Here is an 18,482-nt window from a genome sequence, read left to right on the forward strand (position 1 = left end):
AAACTTGATATAATGTTACCTAAATAACTAAAAGTAAAACGCGTAATTCGCTTCAAATTTAATGAGTATGAGTCCTATGTAAGAACTCATGATTAATATCAAATCAGATTAATTATTTAAATCATATAATCCAGGACTATGCTCATTGGGCATATCAGGTAACTGAGGAACTGGGAAACCCTTTGGTGGTTCTGTTACCTCAAGGTTTCCTTGATTTCTGCTAGGCGTTGTACCTTGGAAAATCTCGCCTATTCTAGTTGGGTCTAGTCTAAAATTAAACTGTGCATTATGATATCCTAAATCAATAAATTTTCGACATTCAGGGTATTTGTTAATATCGTAATTGGGGACTGGGAAGAGTTTACCCCAATCAACTCCTAAAGTTTCTAATGCTTTAGCAAAAGCATTTTGATGTGCATTATCACGAACAATTAAGAAACCGAGTGTTTCTCGGAAAGTTTTATTTGAGCTCATTTCATAAAGACGCGTTTTTTGAAGAACTCCAGTTGATTCAAGGACTAAATTATTGAGCAAATCAGCTACTAAATTTCCATGTGCATAAACCCAAGATCCATTCCATGGGTTACCTGCTGCATCAACTGGTAATGAAGCTTGAGCACCAATTATATAGTGATGGGGATTGGCATGTTTTATTACGTCATCTAAGGGTGCATGATCCTCTCCGCCATTTCCAGGCTCTAATGATTCGCCAGAGTCATTTAATAATTGATTAATTGTATTTTGCGCTAGTTCAACATGCGCAATTTCTTCAAGGAATACTCCACGAAGTAAATCCCGATATTGTGTCTCTTTCCCCCGGAAATTTGAGCTTTGGAAAAAATATTGCATCATTGTTCTCATTTCACCATAATGACCGCCTAATATTTCTTGTAAAACACGTGCAGCTTCTGGGTCTGGTTTATCCGGTGTTATTATGTTTATTAATTCTTCTTTGTAGTAGTACATGTATATTCCTCCTACACTATTCAATCTTATCACTCTATATAGCATGAGTAATAAAAGGAGAAATATTCGAATTAACTTATGACAAATATTTACCTTTAATAGGTATTGATATTTGTTCAAATTAATCAGCAAGTCCCACTTAAATAATTTTAACTATCTGTAATGTATAACAGAACAAATATGGAAGTACTTCTATTCCTTTTCCACTATTTACAGACGTAGCCGAGATATATTTATTATCCTCACTGTAAAATAAGTCATTGTCCCAAAAAACAACGCTTTAACTATTTATTCATTTTTATGTTGTTTCAACCTCTCTTTTATATACTAAAAAATTTCATATATAGAATTGGTAAAATCTCCATAACCATTATTTAATGTATTAAAAATTATTAGTAATACAAAATATGAAGGAATAAATAATACCTTAAGGAGTGTGTTGATTAATGGGCGTTATGGATAATAATTCAAAAAAAGAACCTATGCATTATGGTGAAGTAATGGGTTCCTGGTCATTTGTTGCAGCAAACAATGGACTAATAAGTGGGTATGAGACATTTGTTAATCATGTTGGAGATAAAGACTTGAAAAAGCTACTCACACAAGTTATAGAAATGATGCAATCGCATAATAAAGAGGTTGTGGAACTATTAAAAAATAACGGTATTGTTCCTCCACCTGCATTACCAAGTCGCCCGAAAGCAACGACTGAAGATATTCCTGTTGGTGCAAGATTTGAGGATATCGAAATTAGTGCCACAGTTGCTGTAAATGTTGGACAGGGTTTAGTTTCTTGTAGCCAAGTAATGGGGCAATGTTTACGTGAGGATATTGCAAGGATGTTTGGTAAATTCCATACAGAATGGGCACTATTTGGAGCGAAACTTTTAAAACTAAACAAAGAAAAAGGATGGATTGTTCCACCACCTCTTCACACAGATGTGCCGGAATAATAACGTAACTGTAATTTGAATGGTAAAGGGACCTATTAGAAGGTCCCTTTTCTTGTTATTTTTATTTAAGTTTTCATTATAATTTTAATACATTCATCTTATATTCGTTAATAATAATTTATAAGCTTCACTTTTTTACTTAAGTGGTAATTTATGTATATCTGTATAATGATTTTCGTTAGGTCAAATTCTCCAGCCAATATTTTTTTATATAAATATTTCTTTCAAATAGAAATCCCATAGGAAACTGATTGTACTTAGCACCATATACGCAATACGGCGCCAGTCATTTGAATACTTCCTTTTTTACGTACAGCACCCATTGCAATTTTACTTATTGTTCCAACTTGTATTCAAGCATCATACCTAATTGGTATAATAAATGCCAATATTCTTCTCTCTTCTTTAGTAGATAATTGGTTGAGCAATGAAAAGTAACCTAAGTAAATGTTTAGGTAGTTTAGGTAAGCTTACTCATAATCTTACCAACGCAATTCTTCCTACTATAAAAAGTTTGTCATTTGTCATAATCTAGAACTCAAAAAAACTAACTGGCTCATTGAGTCAGTTAGTTTTTTTTGGTACATCGTTATTTTTCAAAAATTTCGTGGAGCACTTCGTTTGCACTGCTGTTATTTAGGTTTTTGTGAATGCAGCTAGCTGGTTTTTCGCGTAAGGTTTCAGCGAAAGCCTTTGCCATTTCAATTTCTCCGGCCACATGTATCTCCTTCCAGCCACGCTCTTTCTTCAATCGCTCAACAATCTCGCCCATTCCTTTAAAGAATCGGCCCAAATTTTCTTTCAGCCGAGGCTCTAAAGCACCCGCATTGCTGCTTCCAATGCCCGGATGATTGTCAGGCGTCACTTTTTTTCGATTGCCCCATTCTTCCAGATTCGGTTCGAAATCGTAAATAAGTTCATCATTCAAGAAGCCCATTGCTGTATCTAGAATACGTACCTCCCCAAAGCTCGGTAAAATAATTCCTGCATCTGGGTAAGCCTTATACATGTATTCCATTTCTTCAAGTACTGGATGATTCTCCCAGTGGAAGCTCGTTTTCACCTGTACTTGGACATAGTGGACCGACCACAAACTTGGATTGTCCGAAGCAAAAATAACGACTCCTTTTCGTAACTCATTCGAATGGTCATCTATTTCTTTAACGACTTTATCTTTCACTTTTTTAAATGCTTTTAGTTCATCTTCATTTTTAGAAGCAGTTATATACTCTTCCATTCGCTTTAAACCACTTTTCAAATGAATTTTCCATGCACCTTTCAGCTGGTCCGGATCAGCTGGATTTGTATTTAAATACACACTCAACACACAACGATCGTTACATTGAAATTCTTTTAGGGCATTAAGCTCTTTACTTATTGACATAAATTCAGTAACCTCCTTAAGTTTTACATCCATATAAGCTTACCCAATTAACATACCCACACACGCTAATTCTAAAACGAATCAGAAACTACATTAATGGAATTGCAAAAGATAATTTAGATTGAGAAAAATTATATTCTTATTCTGATTAAATTGGAGACATTTTATTGCGCAGAAATGAAATATAAAAAAGGTGTAATGTCAGTGAATACGCTAGTGGTTGCAGTTTAATTAGTGAAAAATAAATCGAGCTTCAAAAAACTTTTCTTCTGATAAAAAATAGCTGTAAATAAAAATTTTTCAAACTAAATACAAAAAGAAAAAAGTACTGCAAGAAAGAGAAAATCTCTCCCTTAGCAGTACCCCTTTTCATCTAAAAATATTATGGTTGTATAAATAATCGTAGGAAATATCAATAAATAGGTATTCATTCACACTGACAGGTATAGAGAATGTACGTGTCATTTCCCCTGTGTCGATATCGCTATATAGGTCAGATAACACACCACTTTGGTCATTACGCATTTCAATAATCGTTTTTAAGAAGTATGGACGCCAGCTCCAGTTTTTATTAACTGCTTCTTCTTGTATATGCCATTTCTTATCGATACACATGATATTAGGTGATGTTTGAAATCCCTCACCATCACATATATAAAGTCGGAAGGAATATGCATCGAGTTCTTTAGCAAGCGCTAGAAGTTGGTCCGTATTATTGCTTGAAGGCTTCATTCGTTGTACGGATTTCTCTAATGCATTTTGCAAAGTTTTCAATGCATTGTAATTATCCTCCAACAATCGCTTTTCTGTTAAGATAAACTGCTGACAGCGTTCTTTAAAACTTTTTTTCAGTTGATCTCGTGGAATTGTTCCTGTATGTACATCAGCTAGATATTTCCCTTGATAATAACGTCCTCCATTTTTCCACGCAAATTGAAGTTTATATTCTTTATCAATACCTTCAAATAACATATTTGCACCAATTTTACGAGCTAATTTACCAAGTGATGTGAACAAATCATTTTGCTCACCCCAAGATTGATAACTCAATTGCCCTATATCCAACTTCAAAATATTAGGAGACAATGTTTTAATATAATCCCAATGACTTTCAGAACCGACTTGATTAATTGCAATCTTCATACCATATGTTTGGAAATAACGAATGATATTATTAAGCTGTCTGAATTCACCATTAAAATTATGCTCTGAAATTACAAGAACAATTCGACTTAGCTCTTCCTCGGGGATATATTTTTTTATTATTTCGAAAAAACTTTCCCCATAGTCAAGTACTAACAAGTTTGCATTGCATGGTAAGTAAATATCGAAATCCTTAGATTCCTTCGCTAGTTGGGCAAGAGCTAAATGCAAAATTTTATGCTCCACTTCCACTCGATACTCTTCTGGAATATCATCATCGTAGGCGAATGTATTTAAACTAATAAGCTCTTCATTGTCTATAAGCTTGCCAGAGACTTCATATGCAATAACAACATGTTCGTCTGCACTAAAAATGGGTTGGAAGTGCGCTTTCAACTTCTCTAGGTTTGTTAATACATCAATTGCGTCCATCCCATAAACCTCCTTAACCGATTGACCATAAGACAATCTTTAAATCATGAAACAATTATCTCCATTTTCATGATATGCCGTCATACGTGATTATGCAAATGAACTCAATTGAACTTTCACCAAAATTAAACAAAACAAAATCCAATAAATTCACTTCACCAATAATAGGTAGACCATTTGATACTAACTCATATTTAAGTTAAATTCCGCATGAAGTAAAGCCTACACCATTTTCTTCTACACTCTTTATTTACAGTGCATTTTGGACAAGTTACACCTGCATAAGATTATCATACACTATATAAAGAATTTAAATTTTAAAAGAGCATTCGTTGTGTACTTATGATGATTGGTCTTTATTTTTTTTAGATAATTTAATTAAAAATGATATGTTGTATGCATCGTTTAAAATTAATATTAAATATAAGAGTAGGAAAAATTAATATGTAAACATTCAAATCTAATTTTTTTATAAACTTACCTTTTCTTCGATATTATACATTCATTATTAGCATGTCACTCATACCGCAAAATAACTAATTGAATAATTCCTTTATTTAAGGCGAAAATATATTCAAACTAGTTGAAAGTGGTGTGTGCATGAATTTCCCTATTATCCATACAAATTTTTGGGATGCTGTTATTGCCATTCCAATTATTATGATTATTACTCAACTATTTAAAATCATTTATCATACCCCTTCAAAATTTGTTCCTACAATCTCATTATTCTTTGGATTATTTATTTCAATTTTCATTAGCCACCGACACGATTTTTTCGCTGGTATATTTATGGGCTGGTTTTACGGATATGCAGCTGTAGGAAATTATGCTGCTTTAAAATGTACTCTTATTAGTTACAGGAATCCAGAGAAATAAGAAATTACAAACGAAAAGATGAAGTTATTTTACTATTTAAAATCTACAATAATTGATATCTCGTTAATTTATTTTATTGGAACTATTGTTTTATCTGAAGGAGGGTAAAGCATTGAAGAAGAATAACGTGAATATAGATTTAGATGAATTAAGTTCTGCATTACCCGGAACAAAAAATTCCGCCAAAATTGAGGTTCTTGCAGCTACTGTTACAATAATAGCGGATGCTTTATCCGCTCTAGCCATTGTAGAGGAGATAAATGAAATTCAAGCAGAAGAACAGTTAAACACAAAGAACCAATCAAATAATAATCGCCAATTAAAAAACATGCAAAAGCAACTAGATTTTATCGTAGATCAATTAGCTAGAATAGAACGAAAAATTGATAGAAGATAACGGTTTACATTTATCACTTAAACTTGAATAAAAAAAGCCAAGCATGAATTAAAACCAGCTTGACAATTTTTACTATCTATTAAAATCTAATTAAATTTTCTGCTTCAGTTTATTCTATAGATTAGATTATATGAAATCACTGTTTTACTGTCCTCCAACTAATTGCTGGAACGCCAAAATGTCTTTTTATATTTCTTTCGACGTTCAAAAATGTTGCATCAAGTGGATCATTATTAGTGCCTTTTATACAACGTGATGTGAACATATGGCAATTGTTTCTAATAAGATGATAACCATTGTGCGTATTTCTTGCTGCTATCGCTCTTTTAGCAATTGCTGGGTCATGCAAAACATTACCATTCATATCGCAAGCTACATATAGTTCTGTTCCAGAGCGTACAGATGAACCATTTAAAAAATTATAGTAACCTACTTCGATAATTTTTTCGTTACCATTTAATTCTATTATTCTTCTATTACCAACATATATGCCAGTATGATCTGGAGAACCAATTATTGTATTGGGCAGTCCTAGTAATTTACAATAGACTATACTACCTGCAATAGGTTCTACGTGTTTGAGTAAGTGAGCACTTATGAACCTTCTCCAACTTGGATTATTAAATGCCATTAAATTTACCTCCCTTCGAACCAAGATGAGGCATTTAAAATCAATTAGCTTTTCATTTGAGGGATTAAAGTTTTTTCACATATTTGGAGCTCGCTGTCACATATGTTCCGCTAACAGTCTTATACATCGCAGAACCATCTACAAGTACTTTTTTTTCAATAGTTAACCTTTCTCCTTTTTTTACTGTACCAGTGGGTTTTGACCACCGTGGGCCATCGTAGTAATTCAATACGTTTGCTAATACTTGAATCTGGAAAGTCTTGTTTGTTTTTGGCTTTGAAACTGTAGTAATTTTGATTGTTGTAACTAATTTACGGAATGTAGACCAAGTAAAAGCCGCTTTACCACTTCTCATTTTAGATGGACAGTTTTTACCACTCCAATGATTGTGTTGAACAACATTACTAATAGGAATCTTTTCATCTTTCATAATTTTAGCTACTAAAATGGCAGTATTTTCTACTGCTTTTTTGTAATTTCCATCTTCATTCACACAAATTTCAATGTGAATAGAGTTTGCATTACCATCGCCATTTCCATCCCCCGCAGCCCAACACTTTACGCTATGATTAAATGATTGTACAGCTTCCTTATCGTCTACTGTCCAGTGCCAAGAAGCAGCACGGCTATTTCCCATTGCTTGTAAACGAGCATGTGCATTTGCACTAGCGGTTTTTCTTGTATTATCTGTCTCGTGGATAGTAATCCATTTGCGACCGTTTCCTGTCCCACTTGTTACTTTATTCGTGATTGATTGTGAAACTAAGTGTTTTCTAATTTTGACCACTTGTTTTTCACCTCCTTCTATACCTATTCTTGTCCTTAATAAAAACTCAATAACAGTGTCATTACTAACTAATAAATGCTGAACCTACTACTTTTGTGAAAAATATGAGTTTAAAGCCTATTTTTCACATCATGATAGAAAACATACTGAATAAAACAGGTTACAACCTAGATAGATGCCATTGTAAAGCATATTTCATAGTCCAGACATTTCGTCAGCATGATAAGTCACGATGTAGCATTATCCTCCTTTACTTGTTACATAGTCTTTATAAACTTAAAGAAAGCGTTTTTTCGTAAAAAAAAACCAGATGCAAGGAAGCATCTGGTTTTTCTTATGAATGCAATAACTCTAAATTATATACGGTAAGATCTTTATCATCTGATTTTAATATTTTATTCAAGTTTTCTACCTTTTGCTCTTCTATCATTTCACCAGTTATAAGATCGTATTTTTCTAAAAAATAAACGTCTTTTTTCCGGTTATTTAAATAAAATAGTGCTTGTCCTCTAAAATCTACTTGCTCAAATTCCGGATGAAATTTACCATTAGGTCGATTAAGTCGGAACTTTTTTTGGATGACATCATTTGATGTATTGTATGAATATACTTCCCCTAACCCGTTAATATAATATAATTCCTTATTATGAAGATGGGTCGAATTATCAAAGTTGTAAGGCAAAGAATCCGATACAATTTCTTCACTACGATACTCAGCGAGGTTTTTAACATCTAAAGTAAATGTTAGTTTATTTATAGTAGCGAGCAAAATGTCTTCTTTGGCATCGTTTTCAAAATATGATAAAACAAAATAATAATTTTCCTTATCTTCTAAGATGGATGAGATTGGATCCAATTCCTCAGCGTGTGGTAACGGTACTGATGCTAATTGTTTTATATTGACCTTGTTTTTTAAAGTAACAGATTTCAAATCAAAGCTTCCTTTGACTAGATCTTGAGTTAAAACAATTATTTGATTTTTCATCGTACCTGCTGTTGCTACATAAAACGGTAAAGAAGCTGTTTTAAAGCCTGATGTATTGCCATATCGCACACCAGTGTCATAATCTTTATTTTCACTAAAACCGGTGTTATACAAGCTAAAAAAGATTGCTTCTGAAGAAAGGTATCCAGATAACGTATTACGAATTTCATCACGTTTCATCGGAAACTGCTGTGCGTTTTTACCTAATAGATAAACACTTTTCTTAGCATCCAAGTACAATTGCTCACCATTGTACTTACTCGCTCCAAATTCCATTCCGTCCATTTCCATTGCAGTGGCAGATCCTTTTTTATCGATAAATATCGCCATACTTTTTCCAGTTTCTTTTTCTAGCTGTTCTGTTGGTGATGATGCATAAAGAATGGCTCTTTTATCTGCTAAGAATTTTGGTTCTTCCATTGTTTGTTGTTTGATGAATATGGACTTCTTTTGATTCGTGGCCGACACATGAAGAAATGCATATAGCCCTACACCAATCACAATTAAACTCGTGATGGCTATGATCAACTGCTTTTTCATTGGGACCTCCTGTTTTGCTATGTATGAATCGAATAAATGTAGCATTATAATAGCTGTATTTTACATAGTTAATCATACTAAATTTCCACACTTTTTACTATTAACAGTGGATTTTATTCATAAGACGCATTTTATACATCTATGCTATTGTGAAATAGGAATTTATTTAGACTAGAACATTATTAGTAACTAGAATAAAAACACATATACCTGCTATTCTATACCTATTAGAAATCAACTTAAACATTGTAATTCATTTCAATGTAAAATAAAGTGAATAAAGACGTATTGAAGGTGAGGAACCTATATGAGAACACTTTATACAATTGGAGAAGTTTTAATAGATTTCATCCCACAACAGCAAGGAATCATGTTAAAAGACGTTGGGACATTTGAAAGAATGGCAGGTGGGGCCCCAGCAAATGTAGCAGCTACTGCAGCAAAACTCGGGGGAAATGCATCTTTAATTAGCCAAGTAGGAGCAGATGCTTTCGGTCAATTCTTAATCCAAGAATTACAGCAATTAGAGGTAAACACAAGATTAATAAAAATAACAAAAGAGGCAAACACAGCTCTTGCATTTGTGTCTTTAACTACCGATGGGGAACGAGATTTTTCCTTTTATAGAAATCCTTCTGCAGATTTGTTATATAAAGAAGAATACATAAAATCAGAATGGTTCACACAAGGTGATATATTGCATTTTTGTTCGGTCGATTTAGTTGAAAGTCCAATGAAAGAGGCACATAAAAAAGCGATTTCCATTGCACGTGAAAATGCTACTTTGATTAGTTTTGATCCAAATGTTCGACTGCCTTTATGGGATTCAAAAGAAAATTGTAGAGAAACTATATTAAAATTTTTACCTCATACAGATATAGTGAAAATTTCAGATGAAGAATTAGCTTTCATCACTGGTATAGAAGAAGTAGAAACTGCAATTGCATCTTTGTTTACAGGTTATGTAAAAATCGTGATTTATACAAGAGGTGCTAGTGGTGCTACTCTTTTCACAAAGAATGCATCCTTCAGCGTTCCTGGTTGTGATATTAACGTACAAGATACCACTGGGGCTGGTGATGCTTTTATTGGTGCATTCTTATATCAACTATTAACAAGTAACGTTGAGTTGAATGAATTAGTTAATTATTGTATAGAGTTCGCTGACGAATTACTATCCTTTGCCAATCATTGTGGAGCTTTAACGACTACTAAAAAAGGAGCATTTGCTGCTCTACCGACATTAGAGGACATTCAAAAACGCTTAAATAAATAAGATTTGTGTAAAAAGATGCGGTTTAAGTGTTTCAAAAAATCACTTTAACATCACCTATTTTAATCTTTTCTCTAACTCTATTTGAGGATTAATATTTTTTAAGTACGTTATAAGTCCACTGTTATCCTTGGGAGAAACAAGTGCCATGTCATAGTGCTCTCCATAACTAAATTCAATTCGGTCTAATGACAATGCGGAAGAAGCTAATGGATTCTTTGTTCTGGATATTTTTTTAATATCCTTTATTGGAATCTTCTTTTTTAGCAGTCCACTTTGGAATATAAGTAGATCATTAGAGATACTATATCCCGTAGTAAACCAACTCCATCCTAGAAACAATGCTAGTGGAATAGTAAAAAATAGAGCTTCATAATCTTTTTTAATGATTAATGGTAGAAAACAAGAAAATATAACACCCCAATTGATAATACCTATCCAAACATCTTTTTTTGATGGATAATACATTCGACTCACCACCCTTCTTTAATTATTCTATGGGTGATATGAAGTATTAGTTTCAAAAAAGTCTAATCGTCGCTTAATATTCTTATTCTATATCTTTTTTAAATAAAAAAAACGACTCCTGCTTTTAGGGTTCGTTTTTTAGCTATTCGCAACTTTACCGTAATAATCCTTTTGGAACCATTTTAAGAAATCGTCTCGCTTAATGACATTTAAGACACATGGTGTTTTTTCTTGACGCTCCATTTTTATTAGTTCTTCCGGAAATTCTTCTTCAACTGACAATGACATATAAGGAAGTTTGGCTTGGGCTTTTTGAGAGCGAATGTTTTCTACTCTAGCACCAGCAAATACATAATCTAAATCGAACTGATTAAACGCTATTAATAATATCTTTTCTTTTGCTTGCTCATTATACCCCAGCCCCCAAAAAGGATCCGCAATCCACGTACCTATATGACATAACTTCTTTTCATGGTCAATTTCTTTTAGTGTTGTAACACCTATAATTTCAAAAGCAGAATTTATTATAACACGAGATAATTGTTGATTTTCTCTTTCAGCAAGTTGCATGCCACGTATAAAATTGAGTACTCCATTAACTGATGTTTGACAATCATCCATACCTAGTGCATTTTTCACTAATTCCGAACTGATTAATGATGATATTTTATCAGCATACCGGACATCATGAGGTACAAGTTTAATTTTGTCCATAGACGATCTCCTTTCTACATATATTTGATTTGTTATATTTACAATTATTCTTAAATAGAGCTAGCTGAGAGAATTCTTTTATCATTTATGCTATACATTTTTTATTAGTACAATTATAAACAAATGTTCACAAATATTTCAATATTTTTTTCGAATTTCTATTGATATTCCGAAAAACATTTTCCGTTGATCATTAGATTGGGACTTTAAAGGTTTCCCAATTCTTCTTGTAGGATTTGAAAAAAGACTTTCCTTTTGTTCATTAAGATTTCGACAATTAATTTTTCATAGTTCGTGTATAGAAATATTGCGATATGAGAAAAATACATTAAGAATCAGATTCTGTATCTAAAAGGAGTTTTCTTGATGAAAGATCTCAATACAGCTGTCTTCTTCATTGTTCTAGGCATTTCCCTTTTTATATTTTCTATCGTAGCACCTATTCAAAGTTCTGTTGTTAGAGTTATCTTATTTCTGTTGTGTATACAATTTATCTATCGAAGCTTGCGGATATTCTCAGCAATTGAACATAAAAAACGAAATGTACTAAACTAAAAATCATTAACACTAAAAGGACTTCCAGTTTCAGAAGTCCTTTTACATTTACATATGAATTCTTTTATTAAATCTCTTCAAATGAAATATTATGTATACCTTGTAAATGATTGTTTTCTGTTGCATATCGTTGCAGCTCCATTCTAATAGAAGGCGCTATCCATACATCGCAGTCACAAAGGGATGCTGGTATATTTTGAATATGTAGTTCTCCACTGTTAAGTTTGAAACTTTGCACAACTAAAGCTGTTTTTTTTTCACAATCGCATTTTCCACAAATCATACAATCTCTCCTGTTCTTAATTCTACTACTCAGTAATCTATCAATCGTTTTTCTACTTCTTATTACATAACTAATTCATTATACTATAGAGAGACAAAAGTCACACTATAATTATTAAACAAAATATAAAGGAACTACTTTTCAGGAATTATTGTTGATAATAATAACTTTCTTTGTATTTTTCAATTATCTTTTTAAAAATCGATAACTATTCTTCTCATAGTTAATAAAAAGACAGCATAGGATTTTAATCCCAGCTGTCTTTTTATTATATTTTCAACCTCTTTTTGTAGCACGCGCTTCTGTCATCTGTTTCCAAACAGAACCCTTTGCTTCTTCGCCTTGTGAAATACGAGCAATAGCCATTTTCACTTGTAGTTTAACTTCAAACTCACTGTCATCACTTGCTTCTTCAAGAGCTTTAAGAGAGGCTTCTGTACCCGTTTCATACAAGTACATTGCAGCACGCCAACGTACAAGCTTGTTGCGGTCTTTAAGAGACTCCATCATTGCAGATTCAAACTCTACAAAACCTAGATCACTGATGCAATCCCCTGCAGTTCGGCGTACTGAAGAGCTCTTATCATTTAAAGCTTGTACTAACAAAGGTACAACTGCCACATCTTCGATCATACCTAAATAAATAGTTGCTAGACGACGAATAGACATCTTTTCATCTTGTAACGCTTTTTCAAGTAAGGGTAAATCTTCAATTTCCGGATCTGCCATTTGATCTAACAGTTGGAATCGAATTTCCCAATCATCTACTAAAAATTCTTCTAAAGAAACTTTTCGTTTACGCGTTTCAACAACGTCTTTTTTCTCTTTACTTGCCAAGATCAATTCATCAATACGTTGTTGAGGGAAAGAAGCTTCAAGTTCTGCAACAACGCTATCACCTATCTCCTGTTTGTCACCGTAACGGACACCATAGTCTACCCATTTACGTTCATAAATGTAGTTTTCATCTGTACTCATCGCCTCATTAAAAGCATTAATAAATCGTGCTGCTAGTCCAAAACGATTTTCTGCAATACTATCGAAAACTTTGACTTGTAAAGGGATACCTTTAAACATTTGAACATGTACGTATACTTCTCCAAAATGTTCATCCATTTGCTGTTCACTTTTCTTTGTTTGTTCATCTTCACCAAATGCAATGCGAACAGCTGCTAATATACTTTCCCAATCATACTTTGCAATACGTTCTACTGCTAGGAAATCTGCTACGTGATAGACCCCTTTGACGCCTTCGATTGCTAGTATGTCCTGTATTTCTTTTGACGCATCCGTTTTATTGGCTTCGTTATAATTATGTGCTTTCCCAAATGGTAATTCATGATCTAGAACGATTTTCATTGTATTTGGACTAGGTGTTGGTTCTATAGTTAAAATTTTCATTTAATATCCCCCTCTTATTGGTTCACAATGTCCTGTAAGTATTCCCATCGTTCAATAAGGTGCTCATAGTTTGCATTTAGTTCTTCCAGTTCAGCAGTTAATTGTTGAAGTTTTGTGAAGTCCGAACCTGCTTTAGATACACCTTCTTCTGCATCCATAATCGCTTCTTCTAATTTCGCAATATCAGCTTCTATTGTTTCCCATTCTTTTTGTTCTTTGAATGAAAGTTTTTTCTTTTGAGTTTTCACTTTTTGTTCTTTTGGTTTATCAACTTTTTCTTCTTTCACAGGTGCCGGTGTAGCTCCAAGTGCAGCTAAATATTCACTGTAGATATCGAGACTTTCGTCAACTCCACCTTGTCCATCTAATATCCATAGCTTTTTCGCAATACGATCTAAGAAGAAACGGTCATGGGAGATAGTTACTACAACACCTGGAAATTGTTCAATAAAGTCTTCTAAAACAGAAAGCGTTTCAATATCTAAATCATTTGTAGGTTCATCTAGTAAAAGTACATTAGGTTGTTCCATTAATAATTTCAATAGATAAAGACGTTTACGTTCTCCACCAGAAAGCTTTCCAATTGGCGTTCCATGTGTATGCAATGGGAATAAAAAACGTTCTAACATCGATGCAGCCGAATGATGTTCTCCTTCTGAATCTTGAATATCATTAGCTGACTCACGTATATACTCAATCATACGTTGATTATCATTCATTTGTGGTAATTGTTGTGTAAAATGAGCAATACGGACCGTTGAACCTACTTCGATTCGACCTTGATCAGGTGTGATTTCACCAGCAAGCATTTTCAATAGTGTACTTTTCCCTGCTCCATTTGCACCGATAATACCAATGCGATCACCTTGCTGTAAAAGGAATGAAAAGTCTTTAATTATATGACGTTCACCAAAAGATTTTGTGACACTCTCTGCCTCCAACACTTTTTTCCCTAGTCTTGATGTTGCTAAACCAAGCTCCAGACCACCATCATCTGAATTGCGATCAATATTATCAGATAGTTCTTCAAAGCGCTGGATACGGGCTTTTTGCTTAGTTGAACGGGCTTGTGCTCCACGACGAATCCATTTTAACTCTGAGCGATAACGGTTGCGCATTTTCGCTTGAGTAGCAACAGCCATTTCTTCACGAATCGCTTTGGATTCTAAATAGTCACCATAATTACCTTTATGCTTGTACAATGTTTGATCTGCGAGTTCATATATATGCGTCGAAATTTCATCAAGGAAATAACGATCATGGGTGATAAAAATGACTGCACCTTTTAAACGTAGTACCATCTCTTGTAGCCATTCAGTTGATTGCACATCCAAATGGTTAGTTGGCTCGTCTAATAAATATAAATCTGCAGGTTCAATTAGTACTTTCGCTAAAGCTACACGCTTTTGTTGACCACCAGATAGATTGGTTACTTGTTCATCAAACATTTCAATGCCAAGCTTTGTCAGAGCTGTTTTCGCTAATGCATTAACATCCCATGCTTGCTGTGTATCCATTTCTTGCTGCAAACGGAATAGTTGCGTCTGTAATTGTGATGATTCTGGATTTTTTCCGAGCAAAGAGAGTGTATCTTCATAATCACGGTTTAATTTTAAAATCGGTGAATCGCCTGAGAAGACAGCTTGTAATACTGTTTCATCTTGAGCAAATTCTGGATTTTGGGGTAAATGTGCGATGCGGTATTTGTTTGGATGATCTTTGTCAATTTGGTCTGCATCTAAATCTCCAGCCAGTATAGACATCAGGGTAGATTTACCGGTGCCGTTGATGCCAATTAAACCTGCACGTTCACCGCTATAAATAGTGAAGTCAATATTTTTAAATAGAGTTTTATCTCCGACCGTCTTTGTTAAGTTAGATATAATTAAATGGCTCATAATTCCCCGTCTCTTTCATTTTTAAGCTGTTTTAAAAAGCATACCATAAATTCATGCCGTTCTTTAGCCATCTGCTTGCCTTTTTCTGTTGTCATTAAATCTTTAAGTAACAATAGCTTTTCATAAAAGTGTGTAACAGAAGCTGTTTGTTTATTGCGATAGTCTTCAACCGACATATCATGGCGTGCTTCTTCTTGATCATCATAGAGTTTGCGACCTTTCGCTCCTCCGAATGCAAATGTTCTTGCAATACCAACCGCTCCAATGGCATCTAAGCGATCTGCATCACGCACGATTAGCGCTTCAATGGATGTAGCTTCTAATTGGTTGCCTCCATTGTAAGAAACTGAAGCAATGATTTCTCGAATTATTTGTTGTTTTTTTTCAGATATATTAAGCTGTTGTAAAATTCGTTGTTCATTTTCTTTTGAATCTGTATATTTCGAATCACTTACATCATGTAATAAAACTGCGAGTTCTACTATTTCAGTATCTGCTGAGGGTTCCGTTTGTAAAATTGCTTTTGCATTTTGCATTACCCGTTCAATATGTTGCCAATCATGACTTGCATCAAACTGATTATAAATATCTTTTACCATTTGCTCACATTGTTCTACTATTTTCAATTTTGTTCCTCCTAAATAAAACAGCTACCCTCTATTATAAAGGTAGCCAATCACTTTGTTTCTATTTATTTTATTATAATGCTTGTTCTAAGTCTTCTAGTAAATCTTCTACATCTTCAATACCTATTGAAATACGTACAAGTCCATCTACTATCCCAAGTTCTGCACGACGTTTTGCAGGAATAGAAGCATGGGTCATACGAGCTGGGATGGATATCAAGCTTTCTACTGCGCCAAGACTTTCTGCTAATGTAAAATAACGTAACTTCGAGAGCATTTCTTCTGCTTTTTTTTCACTTCCTACATCAAAAGAAATCATACCGCCAAAGCCAGTTGCTTGTGTCTTTTGTAATTCATGACCTGGGTGATTTTTTAATCCTGGGTAATATACTTTTCCTACCTTACTGTTTTGTTCCAAAAATTCTGCGATCCTCTGTGTATTTGAATTTACTTCTTCTACTCGAATTGGCAAAGTTTTTATTCCTCGCATTAGTAACCAAGAATCCTGAGGTCCTAAAATTGCACCTACAGAGTTTTGAACAAAATGTAATTGTTCTGCTAATTCTGCATTATTTACAACGACAAGACCTGCTATTACATCACTATGTCCACCAATATACTTTGTTGCACTATGCAGAACAATATCCGCTCCAAGTGTAATTGGCTGTTGCAAATAAGGGGTTAAAAAAGTGTTATCGACAATTGTTAGTAGTTGGTACTGTTTTGCTAAAGTACTTATCTGCTTTATATCTGTTATTTTCAACAATGGGTTTGTTGGAGTTTCAATATAGATAGCTTTTGTATTAGATTGTATTGCATCTTCTACAGCCTGATTATTAGCTGTATCAACAAAAGTTGCCTCAATACCAAATCGATTTAAAACTTTTGTAAAAACTCTAAAAGTCCCTCCGTAGACATCATCAGTAACAATAATATGATCACCTTGTTTTAAGAGCATAACTACTGAGCTTATAGCAGCCATTCCTGAACTAAAAGCAAATCCGGCATGTCCATTTTCAAGTTCACTAATTAAAACTTCTAATGCATGGCGTGTTGGATTTCCTGTTCGAGAGTATTCATACCCACGAAATTTACCAACAGCATCTTGTTTATAAGTGCTTACTTGATAAATAGGGGTTGATACTGCACCAGTTGTTTCATCGCCAACAATACCAGCATGAATGAATTTTGTTTTTGCTCTCATTTAAACAGACCCCTCTTCAAATAATTCGTATATTGATTGACTTAAATAGCGTTCACTCGAATCAGCAAAAATGGTAACAATATTACTTCTTGGTTTTGCCACTTGAGCTTCAAGTAGAGCGGCGTGGAAAGCGGCTCCAGCAGAACTCCCTACAAGCAGACCTTCTTTCTTAGCTAACTCTTTTAATGCGTGGAAAGCATCTTTATCTTGTATAGTATGGATGGCATCAAAATATGATTTTTCCATATAATCCGGTAAAAACTCCATTCCAATACCTTCCGTAACATGGGATGCTGCCTTTCCCCCATTTAAAATGGAGCCAACTGGTTCTACAATTACTGTTTTTAACGTGGCTTTTTGGCTTTTTAAGTAACGAGCCGTTCCCATGAAAGTCCCACCAGAACCTGCCCCTGCTACAAACACATCAAGGTTCCCCTCTAAATCTTTCCAAATCTCAGGACCAAGTGTATATTCATATGTTGCAGGATTTACAGGATTGGAGAACTGTGACGGTGAAAAAGAATCAGGAATTTCTTCAAGAAGTTCATTTACCTTTTTTATAGCACCATGCATTCCAAATGCAGTTGGTGTATTGATTATTTCTGCACCTAAAGCTTTCATTAATGTTTGTTTTTCTTGACTGAATTTTTCAGGAACAACGAATTTTACATGATAATTTTTTCCTATTGCTGCAAGTGCTAAACCGATTCCCGTATTGCCAGCAGTCGCCTCAATTATCGTACTGCCTTGGCGTATTACACCCCGATTCTCCGCGTCCTCCAATAATGAAATACCAAGACGATCTTTGACACTTCCACCAGGATTTAAATACTCTAATTTCGCAAATATTCGACAATTATTAGGGATTTTAATATGTGTAATCTCCATTAATGGTGTATTGCCTATTAATTGTCGAACATTATTATACAAAGCCATATTTAATCCACCTTTTAAACACTATTT

18 protein-coding genes and 1 pseudogene are annotated in these 18,482 nt (G+C 34.0%); 4 read left to right on the forward strand and 15 right to left on the reverse strand.

All coding sequences use genetic code 11. The annotated features are described in order from the left end of the window. Positions 1-108: 108 nt before the first annotated feature. Positions 109-966, reverse strand: coding sequence for a manganese catalase family protein (locus MKY02_RS14760; RefSeq protein ID WP_038190311.1), 858 nt, complete (start codon positions 964-966; stop codon positions 109-111). A gap of 446 nt (positions 967-1,412) precedes the next feature. On the opposite strand from MKY02_RS14760, the gene MKY02_RS14765 reads away from it, so the two are divergent. Further along, positions 1,413-1,919, forward strand: coding sequence for a DUF3231 family protein (locus MKY02_RS14765; RefSeq protein ID WP_038190314.1), 507 nt, complete (start codon positions 1,413-1,415; stop codon positions 1,917-1,919). A gap of 205 nt (positions 1,920-2,124) precedes the next feature. Here MKY02_RS14765 and MKY02_RS22045 read toward each other — a convergent pair. From MKY02_RS22045 to MKY02_RS14775, 3 genes and pseudogenes are all read right to left on the reverse strand, one after another. After that, positions 2,125-2,272: pseudogene (locus MKY02_RS22045) on the reverse strand (glutathione-dependent formaldehyde dehydrogenase); the annotation flags it as partial. Positions 2,273-2,508: 236 nt separating this feature from the next. Beyond that, positions 2,509-3,303 carry a VLRF1 family aeRF1-type release factor gene (locus MKY02_RS14770; protein WP_076033948.1) on the reverse strand — a complete coding sequence of 265 codons (795 nt, stop codon included), beginning with the start codon at positions 3,301-3,303 and terminating at the stop codon, positions 2,509-2,511. 369 nt (positions 3,304-3,672) lie between these two features. Then, positions 3,673-4,878, reverse strand: coding sequence for an EAL domain-containing protein (locus tag MKY02_RS14775; protein WP_076033949.1), 1,206 nt, complete (start codon positions 4,876-4,878; stop codon positions 3,673-3,675). A 600-nt stretch (positions 4,879-5,478) separates the two neighbouring features. Here MKY02_RS14775 and MKY02_RS14780 point away from each other — a divergent pair. Together MKY02_RS14780 and MKY02_RS14785 are read left to right on the forward strand one after the other, a co-directional pair. Beyond that, entirely contained in the window at positions 5,479-5,757 is a 279-nt protein-coding gene (locus MKY02_RS14780) for a hypothetical protein (RefSeq protein ID WP_038190329.1), read from the forward strand. A 112-nt stretch (positions 5,758-5,869) separates the two neighbouring features. Continuing rightward, positions 5,870-6,154 (forward strand): hypothetical protein, encoded by a 285-nt coding sequence (locus tag MKY02_RS14785; protein WP_038190332.1) that lies wholly within the window; start codon positions 5,870-5,872, stop codon positions 6,152-6,154. Positions 6,155-6,290: 136 nt separating this feature from the next. Here MKY02_RS14785 and MKY02_RS14790 read toward each other — a convergent pair whose 3' ends face one another. The 3 genes from MKY02_RS14790 to MKY02_RS14800 form a co-directional block, all read right to left on the reverse strand. Next, entirely contained in the window at positions 6,291-6,785 is a 495-nt protein-coding gene (locus tag MKY02_RS14790; RefSeq protein WP_038190334.1) for a hypothetical protein, read from the reverse strand. A gap of 64 nt (positions 6,786-6,849) precedes the next feature. After that, positions 6,850-7,572, reverse strand: a complete 723-nt coding sequence (locus MKY02_RS14795) for an N-acetylmuramoyl-L-alanine amidase (protein WP_051448842.1) — start codon at positions 7,570-7,572, stop codon at positions 6,850-6,852. A 334-nt stretch (positions 7,573-7,906) separates the two neighbouring features. After that, positions 7,907-9,097, reverse strand: a complete 1,191-nt coding sequence (locus MKY02_RS14800) for a hypothetical protein (protein WP_038190336.1) — start codon at positions 9,095-9,097, stop codon at positions 7,907-7,909. Between the two features lie 307 nt (positions 9,098-9,404). On the opposite strand from MKY02_RS14800, the gene MKY02_RS14805 reads away from it, so the two are divergent. Next, positions 9,405-10,373 carry a carbohydrate kinase family protein gene (locus MKY02_RS14805; RefSeq protein ID WP_038190340.1) on the forward strand — a complete coding sequence of 323 codons (969 nt, stop codon included), beginning with the start codon at positions 9,405-9,407 and terminating at the stop codon, positions 10,371-10,373. 54 nt (positions 10,374-10,427) lie between these two features. Here MKY02_RS14805 and MKY02_RS14810 read toward each other — a convergent pair whose 3' ends face one another. The 8 genes from MKY02_RS14810 to MKY02_RS14845 all read right to left on the reverse strand — a co-directional run bounded on the left by MKY02_RS14810 (position 10,428) and on the right by MKY02_RS14845 (position 18,455). Continuing rightward, complete coding sequence (locus MKY02_RS14810) at positions 10,428-10,838, reverse strand: PH domain-containing protein (RefSeq protein ID WP_038190344.1); 411 nt, start codon at positions 10,836-10,838, stop codon at positions 10,428-10,430. Positions 10,839-10,976: 138 nt separating this feature from the next. Further along, positions 10,977-11,552, reverse strand: coding sequence for a GNAT family N-acetyltransferase (locus MKY02_RS14815; protein ID WP_038190358.1), 576 nt, complete (start codon positions 11,550-11,552; stop codon positions 10,977-10,979). Positions 11,553-12,174: 622 nt separating this feature from the next. Further along, positions 12,175-12,390 (reverse strand): hypothetical protein, encoded by a 216-nt coding sequence (locus MKY02_RS14820; protein WP_038190365.1) that lies wholly within the window; start codon positions 12,388-12,390, stop codon positions 12,175-12,177. 276 nt (positions 12,391-12,666) lie between these two features. After that, entirely contained in the window at positions 12,667-13,791 is a 1,125-nt protein-coding gene (locus tag MKY02_RS14825) for a conserved virulence factor C family protein (protein WP_076033951.1), read from the reverse strand. A 14-nt stretch (positions 13,792-13,805) separates the two neighbouring features. Next, positions 13,806-15,689: an ABC-F family ATP-binding cassette domain-containing protein gene (locus MKY02_RS14830; protein ID WP_038190371.1), complete on the reverse strand. Its 1,884-nt coding sequence runs from the start codon at positions 15,687-15,689 to the stop codon at positions 13,806-13,808. Next, positions 15,686-16,288 carry an HD domain-containing protein gene (locus tag MKY02_RS14835; protein ID WP_340711695.1) on the reverse strand — a complete coding sequence of 201 codons (603 nt, stop codon included), beginning with the start codon at positions 16,286-16,288 and terminating at the stop codon, positions 15,686-15,688. The genes MKY02_RS14830 and MKY02_RS14835 overlap by 4 nt, the downstream gene beginning before the upstream one ends. Before the next feature lie 100 nt (positions 16,289-16,388). Beyond that, positions 16,389-17,519: a bifunctional cystathionine gamma-lyase/homocysteine desulfhydrase gene (locus tag MKY02_RS14840; protein ID WP_038190373.1), complete on the reverse strand. Its 1,131-nt coding sequence runs from the start codon at positions 17,517-17,519 to the stop codon at positions 16,389-16,391. Beyond that, positions 17,520-18,455, reverse strand: coding sequence for a PLP-dependent cysteine synthase family protein (locus MKY02_RS14845; RefSeq protein WP_038190374.1), 936 nt, complete (start codon positions 18,453-18,455; stop codon positions 17,520-17,522). It lies immediately after the preceding gene. Positions 18,456-18,482 lie beyond the last annotated feature (27 nt).

Origin of the sequence: Viridibacillus sp. FSL R5-0888, assembly GCF_038009105.1 — a bacterium.
In the GTDB taxonomy this organism is placed as follows: Bacteria; Bacillota; Bacilli; order Bacillales_A; family Planococcaceae; genus Viridibacillus; species Viridibacillus arenosi.

What these genes read in the sequence shown, in the direction of transcription:
- MKY02_RS14840 (WP_038190373.1), bottom strand. Translation starts at nt 17,519, where the DNA reads ATGAGAGCAAAAACAAAATTCATTCATGCTGGTATTGTTGGCGATGAA.
- MKY02_RS14835 (WP_340711695.1), bottom strand. Translation starts at nt 16,288, where the DNA reads ATGGTAAAAGATATTTATAATCAGTTTGATGCAAGTCATGATTGGCAA.
- MKY02_RS14800 (WP_038190336.1), bottom strand. Translation starts at nt 9,097, where the DNA reads ATGAAAAAGCAGTTGATCATAGCCATCACGAGTTTAATTGTGATTGGT.
- MKY02_RS14765 (WP_038190314.1), top strand. Translation starts at nt 1,413, where the DNA reads ATGGGCGTTATGGATAATAATTCAAAAAAAGAACCTATGCATTATGGT.
- MKY02_RS14845 (WP_038190374.1), bottom strand. Translation starts at nt 18,455, where the DNA reads ATGGCTTTGTATAATAATGTTCGACAATTAATAGGCAATACACCATTA.
- MKY02_RS14810 (WP_038190344.1), bottom strand. Translation starts at nt 10,838, where the DNA reads ATGTATTATCCATCAAAAAAAGATGTTTGGATAGGTATTATCAATTGG.
- MKY02_RS14805 (WP_038190340.1), top strand. Translation starts at nt 9,405, where the DNA reads ATGAGAACACTTTATACAATTGGAGAAGTTTTAATAGATTTCATCCCA.
- MKY02_RS14815 (WP_038190358.1), bottom strand. Translation starts at nt 11,552, where the DNA reads ATGGACAAAATTAAACTTGTACCTCATGATGTCCGGTATGCTGATAAA.
- MKY02_RS14790 (WP_038190334.1), bottom strand. Translation starts at nt 6,785, where the DNA reads ATGGCATTTAATAATCCAAGTTGGAGAAGGTTCATAAGTGCTCACTTA.
- MKY02_RS14770 (WP_076033948.1), bottom strand. Translation starts at nt 3,303, where the DNA reads ATGTCAATAAGTAAAGAGCTTAATGCCCTAAAAGAATTTCAATGTAAC.
- MKY02_RS14780 (WP_038190329.1), top strand. Translation starts at nt 5,479, where the DNA reads ATGAATTTCCCTATTATCCATACAAATTTTTGGGATGCTGTTATTGCC.
- MKY02_RS14775 (WP_076033949.1), bottom strand. Translation starts at nt 4,878, where the DNA reads ATGGACGCAATTGATGTATTAACAAACCTAGAGAAGTTGAAAGCGCAC.
- MKY02_RS14830 (WP_038190371.1), bottom strand. Translation starts at nt 15,689, where the DNA reads ATGAGCCATTTAATTATATCTAACTTAACAAAGACGGTCGGAGATAAA.
- MKY02_RS14760 (WP_038190311.1), bottom strand. Translation starts at nt 966, where the DNA reads ATGTACTACTACAAAGAAGAATTAATAAACATAATAACACCGGATAAA.
- MKY02_RS14825 (WP_076033951.1), bottom strand. Translation starts at nt 13,791, where the DNA reads ATGAAAATTTTAACTATAGAACCAACACCTAGTCCAAATACAATGAAA.
- MKY02_RS14820 (WP_038190365.1), bottom strand. Translation starts at nt 12,390, where the DNA reads ATGATTTGTGGAAAATGCGATTGTGAAAAAAAAACAGCTTTAGTTGTG.